This window comes from Nesterenkonia aethiopica (assembly GCF_039534665.1).
GTDB lineage: Bacteria > Actinomycetota > Actinomycetes > Actinomycetales > Micrococcaceae > Nesterenkonia > Nesterenkonia aethiopica.
The window spans coordinates 110,667-130,398 of record NZ_BAAAVT010000004.1; the positions used below are offsets into that span (position 1 = coordinate 110,667).

16 protein-coding genes and 1 tRNA gene are annotated in these 19,732 nt (G+C 70.5%); 14 read left to right on the top strand and 3 right to left on the bottom strand.

Going from position 1 to position 19,732, the window contains the following annotated elements:
• Positions 1-76 precede the first annotated feature (76 nt).
• Positions 77-1,270 carry a lipoate-protein ligase small subunit gene (lplB, locus tag ABD658_RS03905; RefSeq protein WP_344685496.1) on the top strand — a complete coding sequence of 398 codons (1,194 nt, stop codon included), beginning with the start codon at positions 77-79 and terminating at the stop codon, positions 1,268-1,270.
• A 112-nt stretch (positions 1,271-1,382) separates the two neighbouring features.
• Positions 1,383-1,469 (top strand) — tRNA-Leu (locus tag ABD658_RS03910).
• 221 nt (positions 1,470-1,690) lie between these two features.
• Here the strand turns inward: ABD658_RS03910 and ABD658_RS03915 are convergent.
• Complete coding sequence (locus tag ABD658_RS03915) at positions 1,691-4,753, bottom strand: AfsR/SARP family transcriptional regulator (protein WP_344743897.1); 3,063 nt, start codon at positions 4,751-4,753, stop codon at positions 1,691-1,693.
• A gap of 72 nt (positions 4,754-4,825) precedes the next feature.
• On the opposite strand from ABD658_RS03915, the gene ABD658_RS03920 reads away from it, so the two are divergent.
• Both ABD658_RS03920 and ABD658_RS03925 read left to right on the top strand, forming a co-directional pair.
• A complete protein-coding gene (locus tag ABD658_RS03920) occupies positions 4,826-6,145 on the top strand; it encodes a M20/M25/M40 family metallo-hydrolase (protein WP_070158781.1) in 1,320 nt (439 codons plus the stop codon).
• A gap of 17 nt (positions 6,146-6,162) precedes the next feature.
• On the top strand, positions 6,163-7,344 hold the full coding sequence (locus ABD658_RS03925; protein WP_344685503.1) for an acyl-CoA dehydrogenase family protein: 1,182 nt from the start codon (positions 6,163-6,165) through the stop codon (positions 7,342-7,344).
• Positions 7,345-7,368: 24 nt separating this feature from the next.
• Here the strand turns inward: ABD658_RS03925 and ABD658_RS03930 are convergent, their stop codons facing one another.
• Entirely contained in the window at positions 7,369-7,620 is a 252-nt protein-coding gene (locus ABD658_RS03930) for a DUF5703 family protein (RefSeq protein WP_237089889.1), read from the bottom strand.
• Between the two features lie 182 nt (positions 7,621-7,802).
• Between ABD658_RS03930 and ABD658_RS03935 the strand changes: the two genes are divergently transcribed.
• From ABD658_RS03935 to mshC, 3 genes are all read left to right on the top strand, one after another.
• Positions 7,803-8,138 (top strand): hypothetical protein, encoded by a 336-nt coding sequence (locus tag ABD658_RS03935; RefSeq protein ID WP_344685506.1) that lies wholly within the window; start codon positions 7,803-7,805, stop codon positions 8,136-8,138.
• A 102-nt stretch (positions 8,139-8,240) separates the two neighbouring features.
• Entirely contained in the window at positions 8,241-9,068 is an 828-nt protein-coding gene (locus ABD658_RS03940) for an undecaprenyl-diphosphate phosphatase (protein WP_070158783.1), read from the top strand.
• A gap of 94 nt (positions 9,069-9,162) precedes the next feature.
• On the top strand, positions 9,163-10,455 hold the full coding sequence (gene mshC / locus ABD658_RS03945; RefSeq protein ID WP_344685508.1) for a cysteine--1-D-myo-inosityl 2-amino-2-deoxy-alpha-D-glucopyranoside ligase: 1,293 nt from the start codon (positions 9,163-9,165) through the stop codon (positions 10,453-10,455).
• A 27-nt stretch (positions 10,456-10,482) separates the two neighbouring features.
• Here mshC and ABD658_RS03950 read toward each other — a convergent pair whose 3' ends face one another.
• Positions 10,483-11,412 (bottom strand): proteasome assembly chaperone family protein, encoded by a 930-nt coding sequence (locus ABD658_RS03950; RefSeq protein ID WP_344743901.1) that lies wholly within the window; start codon positions 11,410-11,412, stop codon positions 10,483-10,485.
• 101 nt (positions 11,413-11,513) lie between these two features.
• Between ABD658_RS03950 and ABD658_RS03955 the strand changes: the two genes are divergently transcribed.
• The 7 genes from ABD658_RS03955 (at position 11,514) to pafA (ending at position 19,639) form a co-directional block, all read left to right on the top strand.
• Entirely contained in the window at positions 11,514-12,245 is a 732-nt protein-coding gene (locus ABD658_RS03955; protein WP_311024151.1) for an HAD family hydrolase, read from the top strand.
• Between the two features lie 38 nt (positions 12,246-12,283).
• Entirely contained in the window at positions 12,284-13,045 is a 762-nt protein-coding gene (locus ABD658_RS03960) for a site-2 protease family protein (RefSeq protein WP_344685510.1), read from the top strand.
• A 147-nt stretch (positions 13,046-13,192) separates the two neighbouring features.
• A complete protein-coding gene (locus tag ABD658_RS03965; protein WP_344685654.1) occupies positions 13,193-14,326 on the top strand; it encodes a tRNA (adenine-N1)-methyltransferase in 1,134 nt (377 codons plus the stop codon).
• Entirely contained in the window at positions 14,323-16,056 is a 1,734-nt protein-coding gene (gene arc / locus ABD658_RS03970) for a proteasome ATPase (protein WP_344685512.1), read from the top strand. The genes ABD658_RS03965 and arc overlap by 4 nt, the downstream gene beginning before the upstream one ends.
• Positions 16,053-17,789, top strand: coding sequence for a depupylase/deamidase Dop (gene dop / locus ABD658_RS03975; protein WP_344685514.1), 1,737 nt, complete (start codon positions 16,053-16,055; stop codon positions 17,787-17,789). Before arc ends, dop begins: the two co-directional genes overlap by 4 nt.
• Before the next feature lie 148 nt (positions 17,790-17,937).
• Entirely contained in the window at positions 17,938-18,150 is a 213-nt protein-coding gene (locus ABD658_RS03980; RefSeq protein ID WP_344685516.1) for a ubiquitin-like protein Pup, read from the top strand.
• A 4-nt stretch (positions 18,151-18,154) separates the two neighbouring features.
• Positions 18,155-19,639, top strand: coding sequence for a Pup--protein ligase (pafA, locus tag ABD658_RS03985; protein WP_311024158.1), 1,485 nt, complete (start codon positions 18,155-18,157; stop codon positions 19,637-19,639).
• Positions 19,640-19,732 lie beyond the last annotated feature (93 nt).

Here is a 19,732-nt window from a genome sequence, read left to right on the forward strand (position 1 = left end):
CCCGTGCACCGTCGCAGGCCCCTCAGGAGTGCTGTCTCGTGCACCGGCTGTGCCCAGCGTCAGTAGGATGGAGGCCGTGACGAGCGAACAGCAGAGCAGCGCAGGTCAGGCATCCGCAGGTCAGGCGTCTGGAGGTCCGGCGTCCAGTGTCCCTGCGCCGGCGGCAGGCCCGGTCGATCCCACCGCGTCCACCACCCGGCACGGAGAGTACAAGGTCGTCGGCGGCAAGCTGGTGGTGGTCGATCTGACGGTCGACGAGGAGGCCGGGCGCATCGCCGCGGCCTCGGTCAACGGTGACTTCTTCCTGGAGCCCGACGAGGCGCTCGAGGACCTGAACCGCTCGCTGGTCGGGCTCGACGTCGGCTCGACCCGTGAGACCATCGCCCGCGCCGTGGAGGCCGGGCTGCCCGTGGATGCGCAGATGGTCGGATTCGACGCCGACGCGGTCGGCGTCGCGGTCCGGCGGGCGCTCGGGCACGCCACCACCTGGACCGACCACGAGTGGGAGATCCTGCCGCCGGTGGCGCTGCCGATCGCGGTCAACGTGGCTCTGGATCAGGTCCTCACCGAGGAGGTCGGACGCGGTGCCCGCCCGCCGCTGCTGCGGCTGTGGGACTGGAACGAACGTGCCGTGGTCATCGGCTCCTTCCAGTCGCTGGCCAATGAGGTCGACGCCGAAGCGGCCCGCGCCACGGAGACCACCGTGGTGCGTCGCATCTCCGGAGGCGGCGCGATGTTCATGGAGTCCGGCAACTGCGTGACCTATTCCCTGTGCTTCCCGCAGTCCCTGGTCGACGGCATGAGCTTCGCGGACTCCTATCCGTTCCTGGACTCCTGGGTCATGGAGGCGCTGCGAGAGATCGGCGTGGAGGCAGCCTACAAGCCGCTCAACGACATCGTGTCCGCCGCCGAGGGCGAGGGACAGGGGCGGAAGATCGGCGGGGCCGCTCAGAAGCGTCTCGCCAACGGTGGGATGCTGCACCACGTCACCATGAGCTATGACATCGACGCGGCGAAGATGCTCCAGGTCCTGCGCATCGGCCGGGAGAAGATCTCCGACAAGGGCATCGCCTCGGCGGTCAAGCGGGTGGACCCGCTGCGCAGCCAGACAGGACGCAGCCGCCTGGAGATCTTCGAGACGTTCATGGAGGTCTTCGGCCGCCGCTACGGCGCGCGCACCGCGGAGATCCGTGAGCACGAACTGGCTCGCGCGCATCAGCTCGTGGACGAGAAGTTCAGCACCGAGGCATGGACGGCGCGAGTGCCCTGATCGGCTCGGCCCGCACACCGCGGCTCCCAGTGAGAGGCAGGTCACTCGATTGGTGGAGCGCCTGGAGGCCGTGCTAGAGTCTCATGTCGTTGCCGCAAGGCATTCACCCCCTGCGCGGGTGGCGGAATAGGTAGACGCGCTAGCTTGAGGTGCTAGTCCTCTATTAATGAGGGTGCGGGTTCAAGTCCCGCTCCGCGCACGACTCGAGACCCCGGTCTGATCAGGCGAGATCCTGACCAGACCGGGGTCTTTCGTCATCCAGGCCAGCGGCCCGTCCTCGGCGTGACCGGTGGCTCACAGGGAGGTGGTCAGACGCCACGGCACCAGCGATCAGCAGGTCGACCGGCGTCACGTCCCGGCCGTCGTGGGAATCCCTGGACGCATGCCTCGACCTGGCGCGGCGCGTCCCCCGACCCCCGCTCAGCCGGCGGAGAGCATCCGGCGCAGGTCCGCGGTGTCCTGGTGGTCCACTGCCTCGCAGATCCGCAGTCCCGCTGCGAGGTGCGCCTCGGCCTCGGTGACCCGGTCGGTGAGACGGCACGTCTCGGACAGCCCGCGGTGGGCCCGCAGCTCCTCCTCCCAGGCGACGCCGGCGTGTTCCAGGGCGGCCCGGTGGTGCTCCTCGGACGCGGTGAGTCGGCCCAGGTCACGGAACACCTCCGCCAGACCGTTGTGAGCGGTGGCGAGGCCCAGAGACACCTGGTGGGCCTCGGCGAGATCGAGTGCGTCGCGGATCTGCCGCACCGCTTCCTCGGTCCGGCCCTGCTGCCACAGGGCGGTCCCGCGCCAGGCCAACGTGGCAGAGGCCTTGGGCCACCTGCCGAGCCGCTGGGACAGCTCCAGCGCCTCCTCGGCGGCGTGCAGTGCGCCCTGGGGATCGCGCCGTGCCACCTGCACCGCGGTCATCTCGTTCTGGGGGCCCAGACGGTACCGGGGTCGGTCGGCGGGCTCGGCCTGCTCGGCGAGGGCCAATGCCTCCTGGAGGAGGGGCATCGCCAGGTGGGATCTCCCGGTCCACCGGCGCATGGTGGCCAGGTTCGTCAGCGGGTGGATCACCGTCGGGAGCTTCAGCCGGCGGTAGATGCCGATGGACTCCTGGAGATGATGCACCGCCTTCCCCAGGTCGCGCTCTGCGGCATAGGCGCCGGCGAGGAAGTTTCGGGAGGCTGCGGACCTCTCGTCGTCCTCGATCCGCTCGGCGATCTCCAGGGAGGCCCGCAGGTGCTCCCGCGCCACGGATGGCCGCCCGCGGCGCAGCGCCAGGATGCCCAGGTTGTGCTGGGCCGTATCCTCCCCGGAGGGGCTCCCCTGGGCCTGGGCGGCGCGCAGCGCGGCCCGGTGCAGGCGTTCCATCTCATCGTGACGATGATGCTCGTCCAGGTGACGACGCAGCAGGGCGGAGAGCTGCGGCGCGAAGTCCAGGGAGCCGTGCGCGGCCGCACGTTCGGCGGTGGCCAGCAGCGTCTCGAGGATGCAGTCCAGCCAGCGCGCAGCCGAGGCGCGATCGTCGAAGAGCGGAGCCACCGTGCGGGGATCCTGATGATCGACCGGAGTGACCATCGCCTGCGCTGACCGGGCGGTCCTGAGCTGCTGCTCGCAGTACGCGGCGAACGCCTCGCCGAGGGGTCGGCCCCCGTCCTGGACTGCTGCGAGTTCGCGGGCATAGTCGCGGACCAGGTCGTGGAGCATTAGCCGCCGCGGTGGCAGCCTGTCGACCAGATGTGCGCGCACCAGAGAGTCCACCGCACGGGCGGCGGCTCGCCGTTCCAACCCCGTGACGACGCGGACGCTCCGCAGGTCATGGCTGTGCCCCGGCAGATCGCCCAGACGGCGCAGCACCAGGTGCGCATCGTCGTCGAGCCGGTGGACCGACCGGGCGAGGACCTCCCGCAATGACCCGCTGCCGGAACGGCGGGAGAGTGCGCCCAGGCGGCCGTCGGGCGCGCGCAGTTCCGCGAGGAGGTCCTGCAGCCGGTCTGCTGCCTGATCACGGACGAGGTCAGCGGCGAGCCGCACGGCCAGTGGGATGCCGCCGCACGCCTCGGCGACCTCCGTCAAGGTGTCCGGTGAGAGGGCGGGCGCGTCGGCGCCGAGCTCCTCGGTGAGGAGATGCCGCGACTCGGCCGTCGGCAGGGGCCTCACGGGCACGCGGAGAGCGCCGTCGGTGACGGCGAGTCCGGACAACGCATCTCTGCTGGTGATCACCACCTGACAGTGGTCCGTGCCGGGGAGCAGGGGACGGACCTGATCTGCCGTCGCCGCGTCGTCGAGCAGGATCAGCATCCGACGTCCCGCGACCCTGGACCTGAACATGGCGGCCCGTTCTGCCGTCGACTCGGGCAGCTCCCTGGAGTCCAGGCCCAACGCACGGAGAAACCCGCCGAGCACGCGTTCCGGGGGCAGCGGAGCGTCCGGGCCGAAGCCGCCCAGTGCGGCGTAGAGCTGACCGTCAGGGAAGGCGTTCACTGCTGTGTGCGCCCAGTGCAGGGCCAGGGTCGTCTTCCCGACTCCGCCGACGCCGGTGAAGGCGATGACCCCTGCCCGTGAACGGACGGCGTGATCCACCAGAGCCAACTCGTCCGTCCTGCCGCAGAGCCGGGCCGGGGGACCCGGCAGCTCCGAAGGCCTGCTGACCTGCTGGACCTGCACGTGCGCCTCGGGCGGGTCGGCGACGCCGTCGGCGGCTCCGGAAACAGCCTCTCCGGCCTGATGCGGCGCAGGGGCGACGCCGCTGAGGTCCCGGCCGTCGAGCACATCCTGTTCCAGGCGGCGCAGGCGGACGCCGGGCTCCACGCCGAGCTCCTCGGCCAGGGTGCGCCGGGCCTTCCGGTAGGTGGCCAGCGCATCGGCGCGGCGGCCCGTCAGCGCCTGCCCGAGCATCTGGATCTCATAGAGGCGTTCCCGCAGCGGATGCTCCCGCAGCAGCGCCGGGAGCTCCGCCGTCACCGCGTCGGTGCGCCCGCGCACGATCTCCGTGTGGTGCAGATCCTCCAGAGCGCAGAGCCGCAGCTCCTCCAGGCGCTCCGCCTCCCCGGTCAGCAGCGGATGGTCCAGCCCCTGGTAGGGGCGTCCCGTCCACAGGTCCAGGGAGGTGCGCAGCAGGTCCACGGCACGGGCCGGATCTGAGGCCATCACCTGGTGGGCCTCCCGCATGAGCCGACGGAAACGGTCCGAGTCCAGGTCGCAGCCCTGCGCCGCAAGGCAATAGCTTCCGCCTTCCGCCGTGATGGCGACGCCTGGGCCCAGCGCGCGCCGCAGGCGGTGCACATGGGTCTGCGGGCGGTGGGTGGTTCGGGAGTCGGTGAGTCCGCCCCACAGCGCATCGATGATCTCGTCCACGGACACCGGCCGGCCGACGTGGACGAGCAGCAGCCCCAGGAGCAGCCCCTGCAGGCCGGTCGGCGTCCAGGAGGAGCCGTCGGGCCGACGCACCTGCACGGGCCCCAGGACGTCGAACACCACCACCGGAGATCTCCACCTCACGAGCCGACCATCGGGATGACAGCACCATACCTTCTGCCGGACGCACGACCACGCGGGCGTTAGGGTGGTGCCATGACTGACGCACTCGACCCCGCAGCCCTCGCTGAGCAGGACGTCGTCGACTTCTGCCGGGACCTGATCCGCCTCGACACGACCAACTGGGGCAACGGCCGCTCCAACGGGGAGCGGGCGGCCGCCGAGTACTGCGCCGAGATCATGCGGCGTGCAGGACTCGAGCCGCAGATCTTCGAGTCGGCGCCGGGTCGGGCCTCCGTGGTGGCGCGACTGGCCGGGACCGACCCTGAGGCCGGGGCCCTCGTCGTCCACGGCCACCTCGACGTCGTCCCCGCCCAGGCGGAGGACTGGCAGGTGGACCCCTTCGCCGCCGAGGTCGTCGACGGCATGATCTGGGGCCGCGGCGCGGTCGACATGAAGGACATGGACGCCATGATCCTGGCCGCCATGCTCCGCATGCACCGCGAGGGCCACCGGCCCGTGCGGGACATCATCTTCGCCTTCTTCGCCGACGAAGAGGACAACGGCACCTACGGAGCCGGATGGCTGGTGGAGAACCACCCGGAGATCTTCGCCGGCGCCACCGAGGCGATCAGCGAGGTCGGCGGGTTCTCCACCGAGATCGCCGGCACCCGGGCCTACCTCATCCAGACCGGAGAGAAGGGCCTGCACTGGACGAAGATGATCGCCTCCGGCACCGCCGGACACGGCTCGGCCGTCCAGCACGACAACCCCGTGGTCACCCTGGGGGAGGCGGTGGCCCGCATCGGCGCCCACGAATGGCCGATCGAGTACACCAAGACGACCCGGGCGCTGATGGAGCAGCTCTCCGAGCTCACCGGCATCCCCTTCGACGAGGAGGACCCCTCGGCGCTGCTGGAGGCCACCGGCAGCACGGCCAAGTTCATCGCCGCCACGCTCCAGAACACCTCCAACCCCACAGCCCTCGACGCCGGCTACAAGCACAACGTCGTGCCTGGGACGGCCGAGGCCCTCGTGGACGCCAGGACCCTGCCCGAGCAGGACGAGAAGGTCGCGGCGACGCTGCAGGAGCTGGCCGGAGAGAAGGTGCGGTTCGAGCTGCAGAAGGGCGGGCCCTCCCTGGAGGTCCCGTTCTCCGGGGCGCTGGTGGAGGACATGGTCGCCTCCCTGCGCGCCGAGGACCCCGACGGCGTCGTGCTGCCCTACATGCTGGGCGGCGGCACCGACAACAAGCATCTCTCGGCACTGGGCATCGCCGGCTACGGCTTCGCGCCGCTGCAGCTGCCGGCCGAGCTCGACTTCACCGGCATGTTCCACGGAGTCGATGAACGGGTGCCGGTGGACTCGCTGATCTTCGGCGTCCGGGTCCTGCACCGGTTCCTCGCCGCGCAGTGAGGGCACAGGACATGACGATGGCCACCCACCCCGACGCCGCCGTGCGTGACCGCGTCGCGGCCGTCCTGACCCCCGAGCTGCTGGCACGGATCCACGAGCGCGCCGCCGGTTACGACGAGCGCAACGAGTTCTGCCACGAAGACCTTGCGGAGCTCATGGACGTCGGATACCTCCGCGCTCTGGTGCCCGAAGCCGACGGGGGCCTCGGCTGGGACCTGCCCACGCTGGTCGCCGCTCAACGGCTGCTGGCCGCGCATGCGCCGGCCACAGCGCTCGCGGTCAACATGCATCATGTCTGGGTCGCCGTGGCCCGGCAGATGACCGCGAGCGGCCATGAGGAGTTCCACCCGGTGCTCCGGGAGTCGGCAGCAGGGGAGATCTTCGCCTTCGGGATCTCGGAACCGGGCAACGACGCGGTGCTCTTCGACTCAGCGACCGAGGCCCGGGTGGACCAGGACGGCGCAGTGAGCTTCATCGGCACGAAGATCTTCACCACGCTGGCGCCCGTGTGGACTCGCCTGGGGCTGTTCGGCAGAGACGTCGAGGGCGGTGATGCGCCGTTGATCTTCGGCTTCCTTGAGCGGGAGGCGCCGGGCTGGCGGAGCCTGGACGACTGGGACACCCTCGGCATGCGGGCCACGCAGTCCCAGACCACGGTCCTGGAAGGTGCCCGGGTGCCCGCACACAGGATCGTGCGGCGTCTTCCCGAGGGGCCGAACCGGGATCCGCTGGTGTTCGCGATCTTCTCGTCCTTCCTGGGGCTGCTCTCGGCGGTGTACACAGGGCTGGGGGACCGTGCTCTGCAGCTGGCCGCCCGACTGGCGGAGGACCGGAGGAGCCGCATCACGGGGGAGTCGCTGAGCCAGGACCCGGACATCCGATACCGGCTGGCCGAGGCCCAGCTGCAGCAGCTGGGGTTGGACGCTCAGCTGCGTCAGCTCTCCCGCGAGATCGAGGACAGGGTCGAGCATGGTGACCTGTGGTTCCCGCGGCTGGTGGCTCTGCGCACCACGGCGACCCGTACGGCTCGAGCGGCGGTGGACGCCGCGCTCCACGTCAGCGGCGGAGGACAGTATCGCCGGGGGAGCGAGCTGAGTCGGCTGTATCGTGACGTGCTGGCGGGGGTGCACCATCCGTCAGACGACGAGTCCGCGCATCGGACGTTGGCGACGTCGTTGCTGGGGCCCCTCGACGGCTGACCCGCCGGTGTCCGCGCCGCGGCCTCAGAGTGTGGCCCGGACCTTCATGATGCGGCGCCGCAGCCAGTACTTCCGGACGCCGCCGGTGTAGATGCGGCTGCGCCGCAGCTCCCACTTGCCGTACTCGGCGTGGTCCGCCAGGCGCCGCCGGACCTCCTTCAGAGACTCCCGGGGCTGGCAGGTGATGACCAGGTACTCCCAGTTCGGGCCTGAGGCGTTGTCGGTGGTGTAGCGGGCGGCTGCGGGGGACGGGATCGCGGAGAACTGCTGAGACATTCCGGCCGATCACGCTCGCTCTCTGATGTGCGACTGAAGGCGATGTCAGCGCGGCATCGCCTCTGCGATTGAGTGCACCTTAGCACCTGGTCACATCCGTGTCGTCAAGGGTGTGCCGATCATGTCCCGAATCTCTCCGAGAGGTCTTACCGAAACCCTCGGGCGTTGGTACCGTGTGGGCTATGAACATGGATCCCCGCGTCGCACTGAGCACGCTGACGAACGCTCTCGAAGAGCATCTCTCTGCTTCACTCAACCGCCGCGGCGAGGAGGACCCGGCGGTGGAGTCGGCCTTCTACGGGGTGGCCGACGCCTTCGAGGCCTATGAGGACGCCCTCTTCGCGGCCACGGGGGAGGTCACGCCCCTGGACCTCTATGACGAGGACGGTGACTCCGACGACGTTCTGGACGAGGACGACGAGGACGATGACCTCGAGGAGTCGCTCGACGAGGATGACGACGATGAGGACGACGACTTCGACGACGAGGGCGGACCCGACGACGAGCCTCGGCAGTAGCCCGACCGGGGGCACGTCCCGAGGCGGTTCGCGCGGGGCCGTGGGGGATCTCACCCGACGTCGGGGTCAGGCAGGACGCCCAGGATGATCTAAGCTCAGCCTGTGCAGTGGATAGAAGCGATCATCCTGGGGCTGGTCCAGGGCCTCACCGAGTTCCTCCCGGTGTCCTCGTCGGCACATCTGCGCATCGTGGGGGAGTTCCTCCCCGGTGCGGCCGATCCCGGGGCGGCTTTCACCGCGATCACTCAGCTCGGCACCGAGACCGCGGTGCTCGTGTACTTCTGGCGCGACATCGTGCGCATCCTGCGGGCGTGGTTCGCCGCGCTGGCCGGACGGCTCTCCCACCGCGACCCCGACGTCCGGATGGGGTGGCTCATCATCGTGGGCACCATCCCGATCGTTGTGCTCGGGCTGCTCTTCGAAGAGCTGATCGACACCACCTTCCGCACGCTGTGGCTGGTCGCCACCATGCTGATCGTCTTCGGCGTGCTGCTGGCCGTGGCGGACGCCTACGGCCGACAGCGCAAACCGCTGGCTGAGCTCTCCATCCGCGACGGTGTGCTCTTCGGCTTCGCGCAGGCGCTGGCGCTGATTCCGGGCGTGTCCCGCTCCGGCGGTACGATCACCGCCGGGCTGCTCATGGGCTACACCCGTGAGGCCGCCGCCCGCTACTCCTTCCTGCTGGCCGTGCCCGCGGTCTTCGGCTCGGGGCTGTACAAGCTCGTCGGGTCCCTCGGCGAGCAGCAGGGCCCGTACTCGATGGCGCAGACGATGGTCTCCACCGTGGTCGGGTTCTTCGTGGCCTATGTGATCATCGGGTGGTTCCTGCGCTACGTGTCCACGAACTCGTACACGCTGTTCGTCAACTACCGCATCATCGTGGGGCTGATCGTCTTCGTGCTGCTGGGCCTGGGCATCATCCACGCCTGACCCGTGATCGTCGGCATGCCCAGGGCGGAAATACCCTGGCCAGAGCCGACGTTGTCCACTGACCGGACTGCCAGTGCAGAAAGGACCCCGCCGCGTGAAACCCTGGACCTCCCCGGCCGTGCCGACCCTCCCACCGCTGCCGGAGGCCCTGCAGCTGCACGACACCGCCGGTGGCGCCGCCGTCGACGTCGTCGCGCGGGACGGGATCGGGTCGCTCTACGTCTGCGGGATCACCCCGTACGACGCCACACATCTGGGACATGCGAACACCTACGTCCAGTTCGACCTGCTGGTCCGCTATTGGCGGGCCTGCGGACTGGACGTGCGGTACGTGCAGAACGTCACCGACATCGACGACCCGCTGCTGGAGCGAGCCCGGGACACCGGCGTGGACTGGCAGGCGCTGGCCGAGGAGCAGACCGAGCTCTTCCGCACCGACATGGAGGCCCTCGACGTCGTCGCCCCGGACGTCTACCTGGGCGCCGTGGAGTCCATTCCCGACGTCGTCGCCGACGTCGAGTCGCTGGTGGCCCTCGGCGTGGGGTACCCCGTCGTCGTCCCGGCCGAGGAGCTGCCTGCCGGAGTGGACCATGGCGAGGACGTCTACTTCGACATCGCCGCGGCGGAGGCTCGCACCGACTGGCGCCTCGGCAGCATCGGCGCCTATGACCGCGCCACCATGGAGCAGCTCTTCCCGACGCGCGGCGGGGATCCGCAGCGGGCCGGGAAGCGCGATCCTCTGGATCCGCTGCTGTGGCGTGCCCGCCGGCGGGACGAGCCGTGGTGGGAGGGTGGTTCGCTCGGTGACGGTCGTCCCGGCTGGCACATCGAGTGCTCGGTGATCGCGAGGCGTCATCTCCCGGCCCCGTTCACGGTCCAGGGAGGAGGGTCGGACCTGCGCTTCCCGCACCACGAGTTCTCCGCGGCCCATGCCACGGCGGCCGACGGCGTCCCCCTGGCCGAGACCTATGTGCACACCGGCATGGTGGGCCTGGACGGCGAGAAGATGTCCAAGTCGCGCGGGAACCTGGTGCTCGTCTCGAAGCTCCGGGAGCGGGGGGTGGATCAGCGGCTGATCCGCATCGCGCTGCTGGGCCAGCACTGGCGCCATGATTGGAGCTGGACCGAGGAGCACCTCGAGCAGGCCCGTGCCCGGCTCACCCGCTGGGAGGAGGCGCTGCGCCGTGCTCCCGCCGTGCATGAGGGTCCGGCGGACACCGCAGAAGACCTGCAGTATGCCCTGCATGCGGCACTGTCGCTGAACCTCAACGGCCCTGCCGCGCTCGACCAGCTCGACCAGTGGGCTGCCGGGCACATCGCCGGCGGCACCGGGCAGGACCGGGTGCGCGCCGTCGTCGAGTCGATGCTGGGCATCCGACTCGGCTGACGCGGGAGCCGGCCCGACGGGCCGGCGTCAGGAGTCGCCGGGATCGGGCGGCCGGCGACGGCGCAGATATCGTTCGAACTCGCGCGCGATCGCCTCGCCGCTGGCCTCCGGCAGATTGGGGGTGTCGGTGGCCTCCTCCAGCCGCTGCACATACTCGGCGATGTCGGTGTCCTCCTGAGCCAGCTCGTCCACGCCGCGCTCCCACGCCTCGGCGTCCTCGGAGACCTCCTCGACGTCCAGGGTCAGCCCGAGCAGGTCTTCGAGCTGCCGCATCAGGGCCAGCTGGGCCTTCGGGGAGGGCGCCTGACCCACATAGTGCGGCACGGCCGCCCACAGCGAGACCGCGGGGATGCCGGCCTGGTTCGCCGTGTGTGCCAGGACTCCGACGATCCCGGTGGGCCCCTCATAGGTCGGCTCGTCCACATCCAGGGCGTCCTGCAGAGCGGGGTCCTCACTGGACAGTGCGGCAGGGATGGGGCGGGTGTGCGGCACGTCCGCCAGCAGCGCGCCCACCAGCACGATCGCGGCGACGTCGTGCTCGGCGGCCTTGGTCAGGATGTCGGCGGTGAAGGCCTGCCAGCGGAAGCTCGGCTCCACGCCGTTGACCAGCAGCAGGTCCAGTTCACAGGTCTGCGGGCGGGCCCGGTAGATCTTCGTCGCGGGCCAGACGATCTCCCGGTGCGACCCGGTCCGACGGACCCGCGGGCGGGTGAACTGGTAGTCGTAGTAGTCCTCGTCGTCGATGCGCTCGACCAGCTCTCCGTCGCCGGCCGTGGTGATGGAGCGCACGGCCGAGGAGGCGGCCCCGCCGGCGTCGTTCCAACCCTCGAAGGCCAGCACCATCACGGTGGGCCGCTCGTCTGCCACGTCGGTGGACTCGCGGAGATGCCGGGCGAACCGGGCGGCGCGGGCCTCGGTCTGCTCGGGTGCGTCTTCGGGCTGGTTCTGCTGATCCACAGCTCTCACACTAGCTCCGGCCCTGGGGGGAGGGAAGTGCTGACGTGGGCGTGTGACGTCCGCGACGGCGTGCCGGGCGTCATCACGCCTACGATGGAAGCATGCATTCTGAGACCTCTCCCGGCGCGTCCCGACGGCTCCAGGCCGTGTTCTGGGACATGGACGGCACCCTCGTCGACACGGAGCCCTACTGGATCGCCTCCGAGTATGAGCTCGTCGCGGCCCACGGCGGCTCCTGGAGCGACGAACAGGCCCACTCGCTGGTGGGCCAGGCTCTGACGCACAGTGCCGCCGTGCTGCAGCGTGCCGGAGTGGACCTGTCGGTCCGTCAGATCATCGACCATCTCATCGGACAGGTGGTGGAGAGGGTCCGAGAGCAGATGCCGTGGCGTCCCGGCGCCCGCGAGCTGTTGGAGGACCTCCATTCCGCGGGAGTGCGCTGCGCCCTGGTGACCATGAGCGAAGGGCCGCTCGCCCGTGAGGTCGTCGCCGCCCTGCCGGAGGGGAGGCTCGAGTTCATCGTCTCAGGAGACATGGTCAGCCGCGGCAAGCCTGACCCGGAGGCCTACCATGTGGCGTTCGAGCGGATGGCGGCCGACCATCCGGAGCCTCTGGAGCGCGGACGCTGCCTGGCGGTGGAGGACTCGGTGCCCGGCACGGCCGCCGCCGCGGACTCCGGGATCGTGACCCTGGCGGTGCCGCATATGAGTCCGTTGCCCGAGTCGGGACGTTGGCACACTCTGCCCACTCTCCGCGGCCTCGACGCCGATGGGTTGGACCAGCTGATCTCGGTGGCTCCCGGCTCGGCCATCGGCTCGCTGGCCCGACCATGAGACCTCGAACGGGACGGGGCGGGATCACGGTCGCCCGCGTGGCCGGCACACCCGTGCGGCTGCAGTACTCCTGGTTCCTCATCGGCGGGGTCATCGTGATCCTGTTCGGACCCCAGGTGGCCCGCATCTTCCCCGAGCTGGGGGTGTGGGCCCACCTGGTCGCGGCCGCCTATGCGGTGCTGCTGCTGCTCTCGGTGCTCGCCCATGAGCTGGCCCATGCGCTCACCGCCCGTGCCTTCGGCTGGCCGTCCACCGAGATCGAGCTGAACCTCTGGGGCGGTCACACCCAGTTCCTCACCCGGGAGGCGACTCCCGGGAAGTCGCTGGCCGTCTCTCTCGCCGGGCCGGCGGCGAATCTGCTGATCGCCGCCGTGGGCTGGGCGCTGATCGAAGCCCTGGAGCCGGTCGGGGTGCTCGGCATGCTCGCCTCGGTCACGGTGCTCGTCAACTTCCTGGTGGGGCTGTTCAACCTGCTGCCGGGGCATCCCCTCGACGGCGGGCGCCTCGTGGAGTCCGCAGTCTGGCGGGCCACGGGGAGTCAGGACCGCGGGATGCTGGCGGCCGGCTGGGCGGGCCGCGCCGTCGTCGTCGCCCTCGCCGCGACGGTCCTGGTCCTGGCCGCCACGGGTTCGCCGCGGATCAGCCTCGTGCTGGTCGTCGTGGCGACGATGGTGTGCTTCTTCCTCTGGCAGGGTGCTGGGGATGCGGTCCGGACGGCCCGAGCTCGGCTGACGCGTCAGCGGCACGACGACGACGGCGGAGGCGGGGCCGGCGGGCCTCAGGGCCCCGGGGAGCGATAGGCTCGAGATGACGAATGCGTCGGCGCCGGCACCGGTCCGTCGTCGCGCCACCAGACCCCCACGACGAGAGTGAGATCCGTGAGCACCAACCCCGAGTCGGCACCGACCGGCCCCGCGGACGAGCAGGGCGCTCCGATCGGCGTGCACATGCGCAAAGGCCCGCTGCGGCCGGGCCAGCGCGTGCAGCTCACCGACCGGAAGGGGAAGCCCAGCACCATCACCCTGCAGCGCGGAGGTGAGTGGCACACCCACCAGGGGGTGCTGCGCCATGACACGATGATCGGTCAGCCCGAGGGCATCGTGGTGGCCAACGACGCCGGCCACGAGTACCAGGTGCTGCGCCCGCTGCTGAACGACTTCGTGCTGTCGATGCCGCGCGGCGCCACCGTCGTCTACCCCAAGGACTCGGCCCAGATCGTCCAGGTGGCCGACGTCTTCCCCGGAGCGCACGTCATCGAGGCCGGGGTGGGCTCGGGTGCGCTCTCCCTCTCCCTGCTGCGCGCCGTCGGAGATCACGGCACGGTGAACTCCTATGAGCGTCGTGAGGACTTCGCCGAGATCGCCCGCGGCAACGTGGAGGCGTTCTTCGGCCAGCCGCATCCCGGCTGGAAGGTCCTGGTGGGCGACATGCAGGAGCAGGTGCCCCACCAGGAGAGCGCCGGAGCGGCGGATCGGGTGGTCCTGGACATGCTGGCCCCGTGGGAGTGCCTCGACGCGGTGCGGCATGTGCTCGCTCCGGGCGGCGTGTGGGTCAGCTATGTCGCCACCGTCACCCAGCTGTCTCGGCTCGCTGAGGCGATCCGCGCCTCCGGGGCCTTCACCGAGCCGGAGGCCCACGAGACGATGCTGCGCACCTGGCATCTCGACGGTCTGGCGGTGCGCCCGGACCATCGCATGGTGGCTCACACCGGATTCCTGCTCTCGGCCCGCAGACTGGCCGACGACCAGACGCCGCTGCAGCTGAAGAAGCGGGAGAAGCAGTCCGAGGTCACCACGGAGGACATGCAGGCCTGGCTCCCGGAGGACGCCGTCTGGGACGAGGAGACGCTCAAACGGCGCACCGTCACTGGGCGCAAGGCCCGCAAGGCCGCCGCCCACTCACAGAAGCTCGCAGAGGCCGCGCGCGGCGCCGACGACCCAGCACCGTCCCAGGAGCCGTCACAGGACACTGTGCAGGGCACTGCGCAAGGCACTGTGCAGGACGCCGCCCAGGACACAGCGGACACAGCCGAGACCGGCCGCGGGCCCCGGGGCGGGGCCGTGGAGCAGGAGGAGACATGAGCCCAGACGCCGCACAGGGACCGCACACTGGAGAGTCCTCGCCGGCAGAGGCCACGGCCGAGCAGCTGCAGGAGCGCCTGGAGCGCGCCCACCGGCAGCTCGACTCGCTGCGCCAGCGCAGCCGCCAGCTGGAGCAGCAGCTGCAGACCGCCGGGAGCACGAACCAGCGGATGGCTCGACTGCTGGAGACCACGCGGAACCAGATGGACGAGCTGCGCACCGCGCTGCACGCCGACGGCCAGGCACCCTTCACCTTCGGCACCGTGATCGGCTACCGGCCGGCCCATGAGCTGGTCGAGGGACGGGAGATCGACGCGGCCACCGGCCCCGGGGCGGACATCCTGCACGGCGGCCGGAAGATGCGGGTCAGCGTGTCCCCGCTGCTCGACCCCGAGCAGCTGCGGCCCGGGCTTGAGGTGCTGCTCAACGAGCACCTCACCGTGGTGGCGGTGCTGCCGGCCGAGGACACCGGGGAGCTCGCTCGGGTCAAGGAGGTGCTGCCGGACGGTCGTCTGGTGGTCTTCATCCGGGGCGAGGATGAGCGTCTGGTGCGCCTCGCCGGTGACCACGAGACTCCGGTGCGGGTCGGCGACGCCGTCACGGTGGACCTGCGCACCGGCACCTCGACCGAGGTGGTGCCGCTCTCCGAGGTCGAAGACGTCGTGCTGGAGGAGACGCCGGACGTCTCCTATGCGGACATCGGTGGTCTCTCCGAGCAGATCGAGCAGATCCGCGACGCCGTCGAGCTGCCGTTCCTGCACGCGGACCTCTACCGCGAGCACGGGCTCAGCGCGCCTAAGGGCATCCTGCTCTATGGCCCTCCGGGCTGCGGGAAGACCATGATCGCCAAGGCCGTGGCCTCCTCGCTGCAGGGCGTCGAAGCGCCAGACGGCGCGGGGGCCGCCGGGACGACGTCGGCCCGCAGCTTCTTCCTCAACATCAAGGGGCCCGAGCTGCTGAACAAGTACGTCGGCGAGACGGAACGTCATATCCGGGTGATCTTCTCTCGGGCGCGGGAGCGGGCTTCGGCGGGACACCCGGTGGTGGTGTTCTTCGATGAGATGGAGGCGCTGTTCCGCACGCGCGGCACCGGCGTCTCCTCGGACGTGGAGACCACGATCGTCCCGCAGCTGCTGGCGGAGATCGACGGCGTCGAGTCCCTGGACAACGTCATCGTCATCGGCGCCTCCAACAGGGAGGACATGATCGATCCGGCGATCCTGCGCCCCGGGCGCCTGGACGTGAAGATCCGAGTCCGCCGTCCCGGCGCCGCCGGCGCCCGGGAGATCCTGGGGATCCATCTGGGCGGTCGGCTGCCGCTGCGGGCCGACTATGTCGCGGAGAAGGGCGGGCATGCCGAGGCTGTGGAGGCGATGGTCGACGCCGTCGTCGACCGGCTCTATCCGCAGGACTCCGCGGCGCGTCTCCGCCTGGTGCACGCGGACGGCGCCACCACGGACTTCACCGCCGCGGACTTCATCTCGGGAGCGGTGCTGAGCAACATCGTCGACCGGGCCAAGAAGTCCGCCATCAAGCAGTTCCTCGCCGCTGACCGCAGTGTGGAGGCCAAGGGGCTCTCGGAGGAGCAGCTGTTGGCAGCGGCCGAGGCCGAGCTGCGTGACCAGGAGGACCTGGTGAACACCGCGGACCCCCAGGAATGGGCGCGGGTGCTCGGCGCCGCCCCGTCGCCGGTGGTGCGGGTCGAACGACTGGCCGGAGGAGCCCGATGAGCGTCCGGCGTCTGATCGGCATGGAGACCGAGTACGGGATCCATGCCCCGAACAACCCCCGGGCGAGCCACGTGGCCTTGTCCATCGAGCTGGTCAACGCCTATGCGGCGGCGGTCACGGAGGACGGCGGCGCGGTGGCCGGCACGGAGTGGGACTACCGTTCGGAGTCCCCCCTGGTGGACGCCCGCGGCTGGGTGCTGCCCCGTTCGGCGGCGCATCCGAGCCAGCTGACCGACACCGGCGAGGCCCTCGAGGGGGTCAGCGGGGGAGACCCCTCCCCGGCAGACGTCCCGGTGCGGGCCACGCCGAGGACCGCCTCGACGGCGAGTCCCGCAGACCTCTCGGAAGGACAGGAGGACAGTGGGGACTCGGAGTTCCATGCGCCGGGATCGGCGCACTGGCGCGGCGACTTCTTCGAGCTCCGGGAGGGGCAGCCGCAGCTTCTGATGAACCTGGTGCTGACCAACGGGGCGCGGCTGTACGTGGACCACGCCCACCCCGAGTACTCCGCGCCGGAGACGATCGGCGCCAAGCGCGCGGTGCTCTATGACGTCGCCGGGGACGTGATCGTCCGGCGGGCCGTGGAGCGGCTCGCTCGCGAGGATGGCAGCCCGGAGCTGCTGCTCTACAAGAACAACACCGACGGCAAGTCCGTGTCCTACGGCGCCCACGAGAACTACCTGGTTCCCCGGGAGGTGCCTTTCGATCAGCTGGTCGCCGGGCTGATCCCGTTCTTCGTGACCCGGCAGATCATCTGTGGAGCCGGTCGCGTGGGCATCGGTCAGCGAGCCTCTCGCAGCGGCTTCCAGATCTCTCAGCGGGCCGACTTCTTCGAAGAGCAGGTGGGTCTGGAGACCACGGTGCGGCGCCCCATCATCAACACCCGGGATGAGCCGCACGCCGACGCCGACCGGCATCGGCGCCTGCACGTGATCATCGGCGACGCGAACATGAGTGAGTACTCGGCCTGGCTCCGCGTGGGCACCACGGCGCTGGTCCTGGACCTGATCGAGTCCGGTCGGGCTCCCCAGCTGCGCCTGCACGACCCGGTCGATGCGCTGAAGGCCGTTTCGCATGACCCGAGCCTCACCACCACGGTGCGCACCAATCGGGGCGAGATGACCGCCCTGCAGATCCAGCGGCTCTACCTGCGGGCCGCGGCCTCCCGGGCGGCCGAGAAGTCCGGACCGAAGTCGGCCCACACCGCCCCGGACACCGAGACCGCGGAGGTGCTCGAGGCCTGGGAGACTCTGCTGGAGGACCTCGAGAACGACCTCACCCTGGCCGCGGACCGCGTGGACTGGGTGGCCAAGCTGACCCTCATGGAGTCCTACCGTCGGCGGGACCGGCTGGACTGGGATGCCCCGCAGCTGAAGCTCATCGACCTGCAGTACGCCGACCTCCGGCCGGAGCGCGGGCTCTACCACAAGCTGGCCCGGGCCGGGCGGATGCGGCGGCTGTTCACCGACGATCAGGTCGCCTGGGCGGCGGCGCACCCGCCCGAGGAGACCCGGGCCTGGCTGCGCGGCCAGCTCGTGTCCCAGCATGCCGACCACGTGGTCGGCGCCAGCTGGGACCAGATCCTGCTGCGTCCCGATCCGCTGGGACGCGTCACGCGTCTGACGATGGCGGAGCCGACCCGCGGCTCCCGTGCCGACGCGGAGCCTGTCCTGTATGCCGCCGAAGCCCCTGAGGACCTGGTGGCCGGGCTGCGCCGTCTGTTGGAGTCCTGAACGCCCCGTCAGGCCCGGCGGGACACGCAGAAGCCGCCGGCAGTCGTAGACTCGGAAGTCAGTCCGTCGCACGGCGCCCCGCCGTGCGGAGAAGGTCCCGGACCCCTGGTGCTCGGCGCCGGGTCCGGGGACGAGGAAGGGAGACATCATGGCCACTCAGCCGCAGCGCCGTCCCGGCCAGACCGAGCAGGACACCCCGGGAGCCCTCGGGGACGGTGGAGCGCCGGCCCCTGCCGGCGGAAACGCCCAGTCTCAGGCACGGGCGGAAGAGCTCGACAGCCTGCTCGACGAGATCGACTCGGTGCTGGAGAGCAACGCCGAGGAGTTCGTGAAGGGATTCGTCCAGAAGGGCGGTCAGTAGCAGCATGGAGCGTCGCGTCTTCGGCGTGGAGACCGAGTTCGGACTGGCGCACCACGGCCAGGGACGTCGCGGACTGGCGCCGGACGAGGCCGCCCGGTACCTGTTCCGTCCGGTGATCGACTGGGGGCGCAGCTCGAACGTCTTCATTCCGAACGGGTCCCGGCTCTACCTCGACGTCGGATCCCATCCGGAGTACGCCACCGCCGAATGTGATGACCTGCTCGACCTCATCGCCTCGGACCGGGCGGGGGAGCTGATCATGCATGACCTCGGCCAGCGGGCCGAGGCGGCGATGGGCGCCGACGGGCTTCCCGGATCGGTCTACCTGCTGAAGAACAACATCGACTCGCAGGGCAATTCCTACGGCTCGCACGAGAACTACCTGATCCCTCGGACCACGCATTTCCGGCGACTGTCCACCGTGCTGCTGCCCTTCCTGGTGACCCGCCAGATCATCGCCGGTGCCGGGCGCATCGTCCCCGCGACGGAGGACGCACCGGCGCACTACGCCTTCTCGCAGCGTGCCGACCACATGTGGGAGGGCATCTCCTCGGCCACCACCCGGTCCCGTCCGATCATCAACACCCGGGACGAGCCGCATGCCGATGCGTCGGTGCATCGGCGGCTGCATGTGATCGTGGGCGACTCGAACATGTCGGAGACCACCCAGCTGGTGCGCTTCGGTGCGACAGACCTCGTCCTGCGCATGATCGAGGCCGGCCAGCCGCTGGGAGACCACGAGCTGGAGAACCCGATCAGCGCGATCCGCCACATCAGCCACGACCTCTCCGGGCGCGCGACGGTGCGCACCCGCGACGGCAAGCGCGTGACGGCTGTGGACGTGCAGGCCGCTCTGCTCGAGAAGGCGCGCCGCTTCGTCGCCCGGCACGGGGCCCACCACGACAGGGTCGAGCAGGTCCTCGACCTCTGGGGCAGAGCCGTGGAGGCGGTCGCCACCGGCGATCACTCGCTCATCGACCGGGAGATCGACTGGGCCATCAAGAAGCGGCTGATCGACGAGGTCGCCGCCCGCTCAGGGCTCGACCTCGGGGCGCCCCGGCTGGATCAGATCGACTTCGCCTACCATGACATCCACCCGGAACGGGGCCTGTTCCACCTGCTGGTCCGACGGGGCCGCGCCGAGAGGCTGCTCGACGACGCCCGCCTGCGCCGGGCGATCACCGACCCGCCCGCGACGACGCGTGCCGTCGTCCGGGGGCGCTTCCTCTCAGCGGCTCGTGCCCACGGCGTCGGCCACACCGTGGACTGGGTCCACCACAAGCTGGTGGACCGCCCCTTGGAGGCGGTCATGGTCAAGGATCCCTTCGTGACCGAGGACCCTCGGATCGAGACGCTGCTGGCTCGCCTCGGCGGCGAGCTGCTCGAGCTGAACCCCGCCGAGCGGGAGGCTCAGTCGGTGCCGCTGGCGCTCAGCGAGCGCTACGTGCGGACACAGCCCGCGGCACCGCCCGAGCCCCCGCTGGTGTGATCGGCGCACGGGCTCGACACGGAGGAACGGCACGCGGCCGTCCAGCGGGACCCTGTACAGTTCACCCTGGCGAGAACACTGGCGGGACCACCG

Excerpts from the sequence above, each read along its gene's own strand:
- ABD658_RS03935 (WP_344685506.1), top strand. The coding sequence starts at position 7,803 with ATGAACATGGATCCCCGCGTCGCACTGAGCACGCTGACGAACGCTCTC.
- ABD658_RS03920 (WP_070158781.1), top strand. The coding sequence starts at position 4,826 with ATGACTGACGCACTCGACCCCGCAGCCCTCGCTGAGCAGGACGTCGTC.
- arc (WP_344685512.1), top strand. The coding sequence starts at position 14,323 with ATGAGCCCAGACGCCGCACAGGGACCGCACACTGGAGAGTCCTCGCCG.
- ABD658_RS03980 (WP_344685516.1), top strand. The coding sequence starts at position 17,938 with ATGGCCACTCAGCCGCAGCGCCGTCCCGGCCAGACCGAGCAGGACACC.
- pafA (WP_311024158.1), top strand. The coding sequence starts at position 18,155 with ATGGAGCGTCGCGTCTTCGGCGTGGAGACCGAGTTCGGACTGGCGCAC.
- ABD658_RS03955 (WP_311024151.1), top strand. The coding sequence starts at position 11,514 with ATGCATTCTGAGACCTCTCCCGGCGCGTCCCGACGGCTCCAGGCCGTG.
- ABD658_RS03965 (WP_344685654.1), top strand. The coding sequence starts at position 13,193 with ATGCGCAAAGGCCCGCTGCGGCCGGGCCAGCGCGTGCAGCTCACCGAC.
- dop (WP_344685514.1), top strand. The coding sequence starts at position 16,053 with ATGAGCGTCCGGCGTCTGATCGGCATGGAGACCGAGTACGGGATCCAT.
- ABD658_RS03925 (WP_344685503.1), top strand. The coding sequence starts at position 6,163 with ATGGCCACCCACCCCGACGCCGCCGTGCGTGACCGCGTCGCGGCCGTC.
- ABD658_RS03930 (WP_237089889.1), bottom strand. The coding sequence starts at position 7,620 with ATGTCTCAGCAGTTCTCCGCGATCCCGTCCCCCGCAGCCGCCCGCTAC.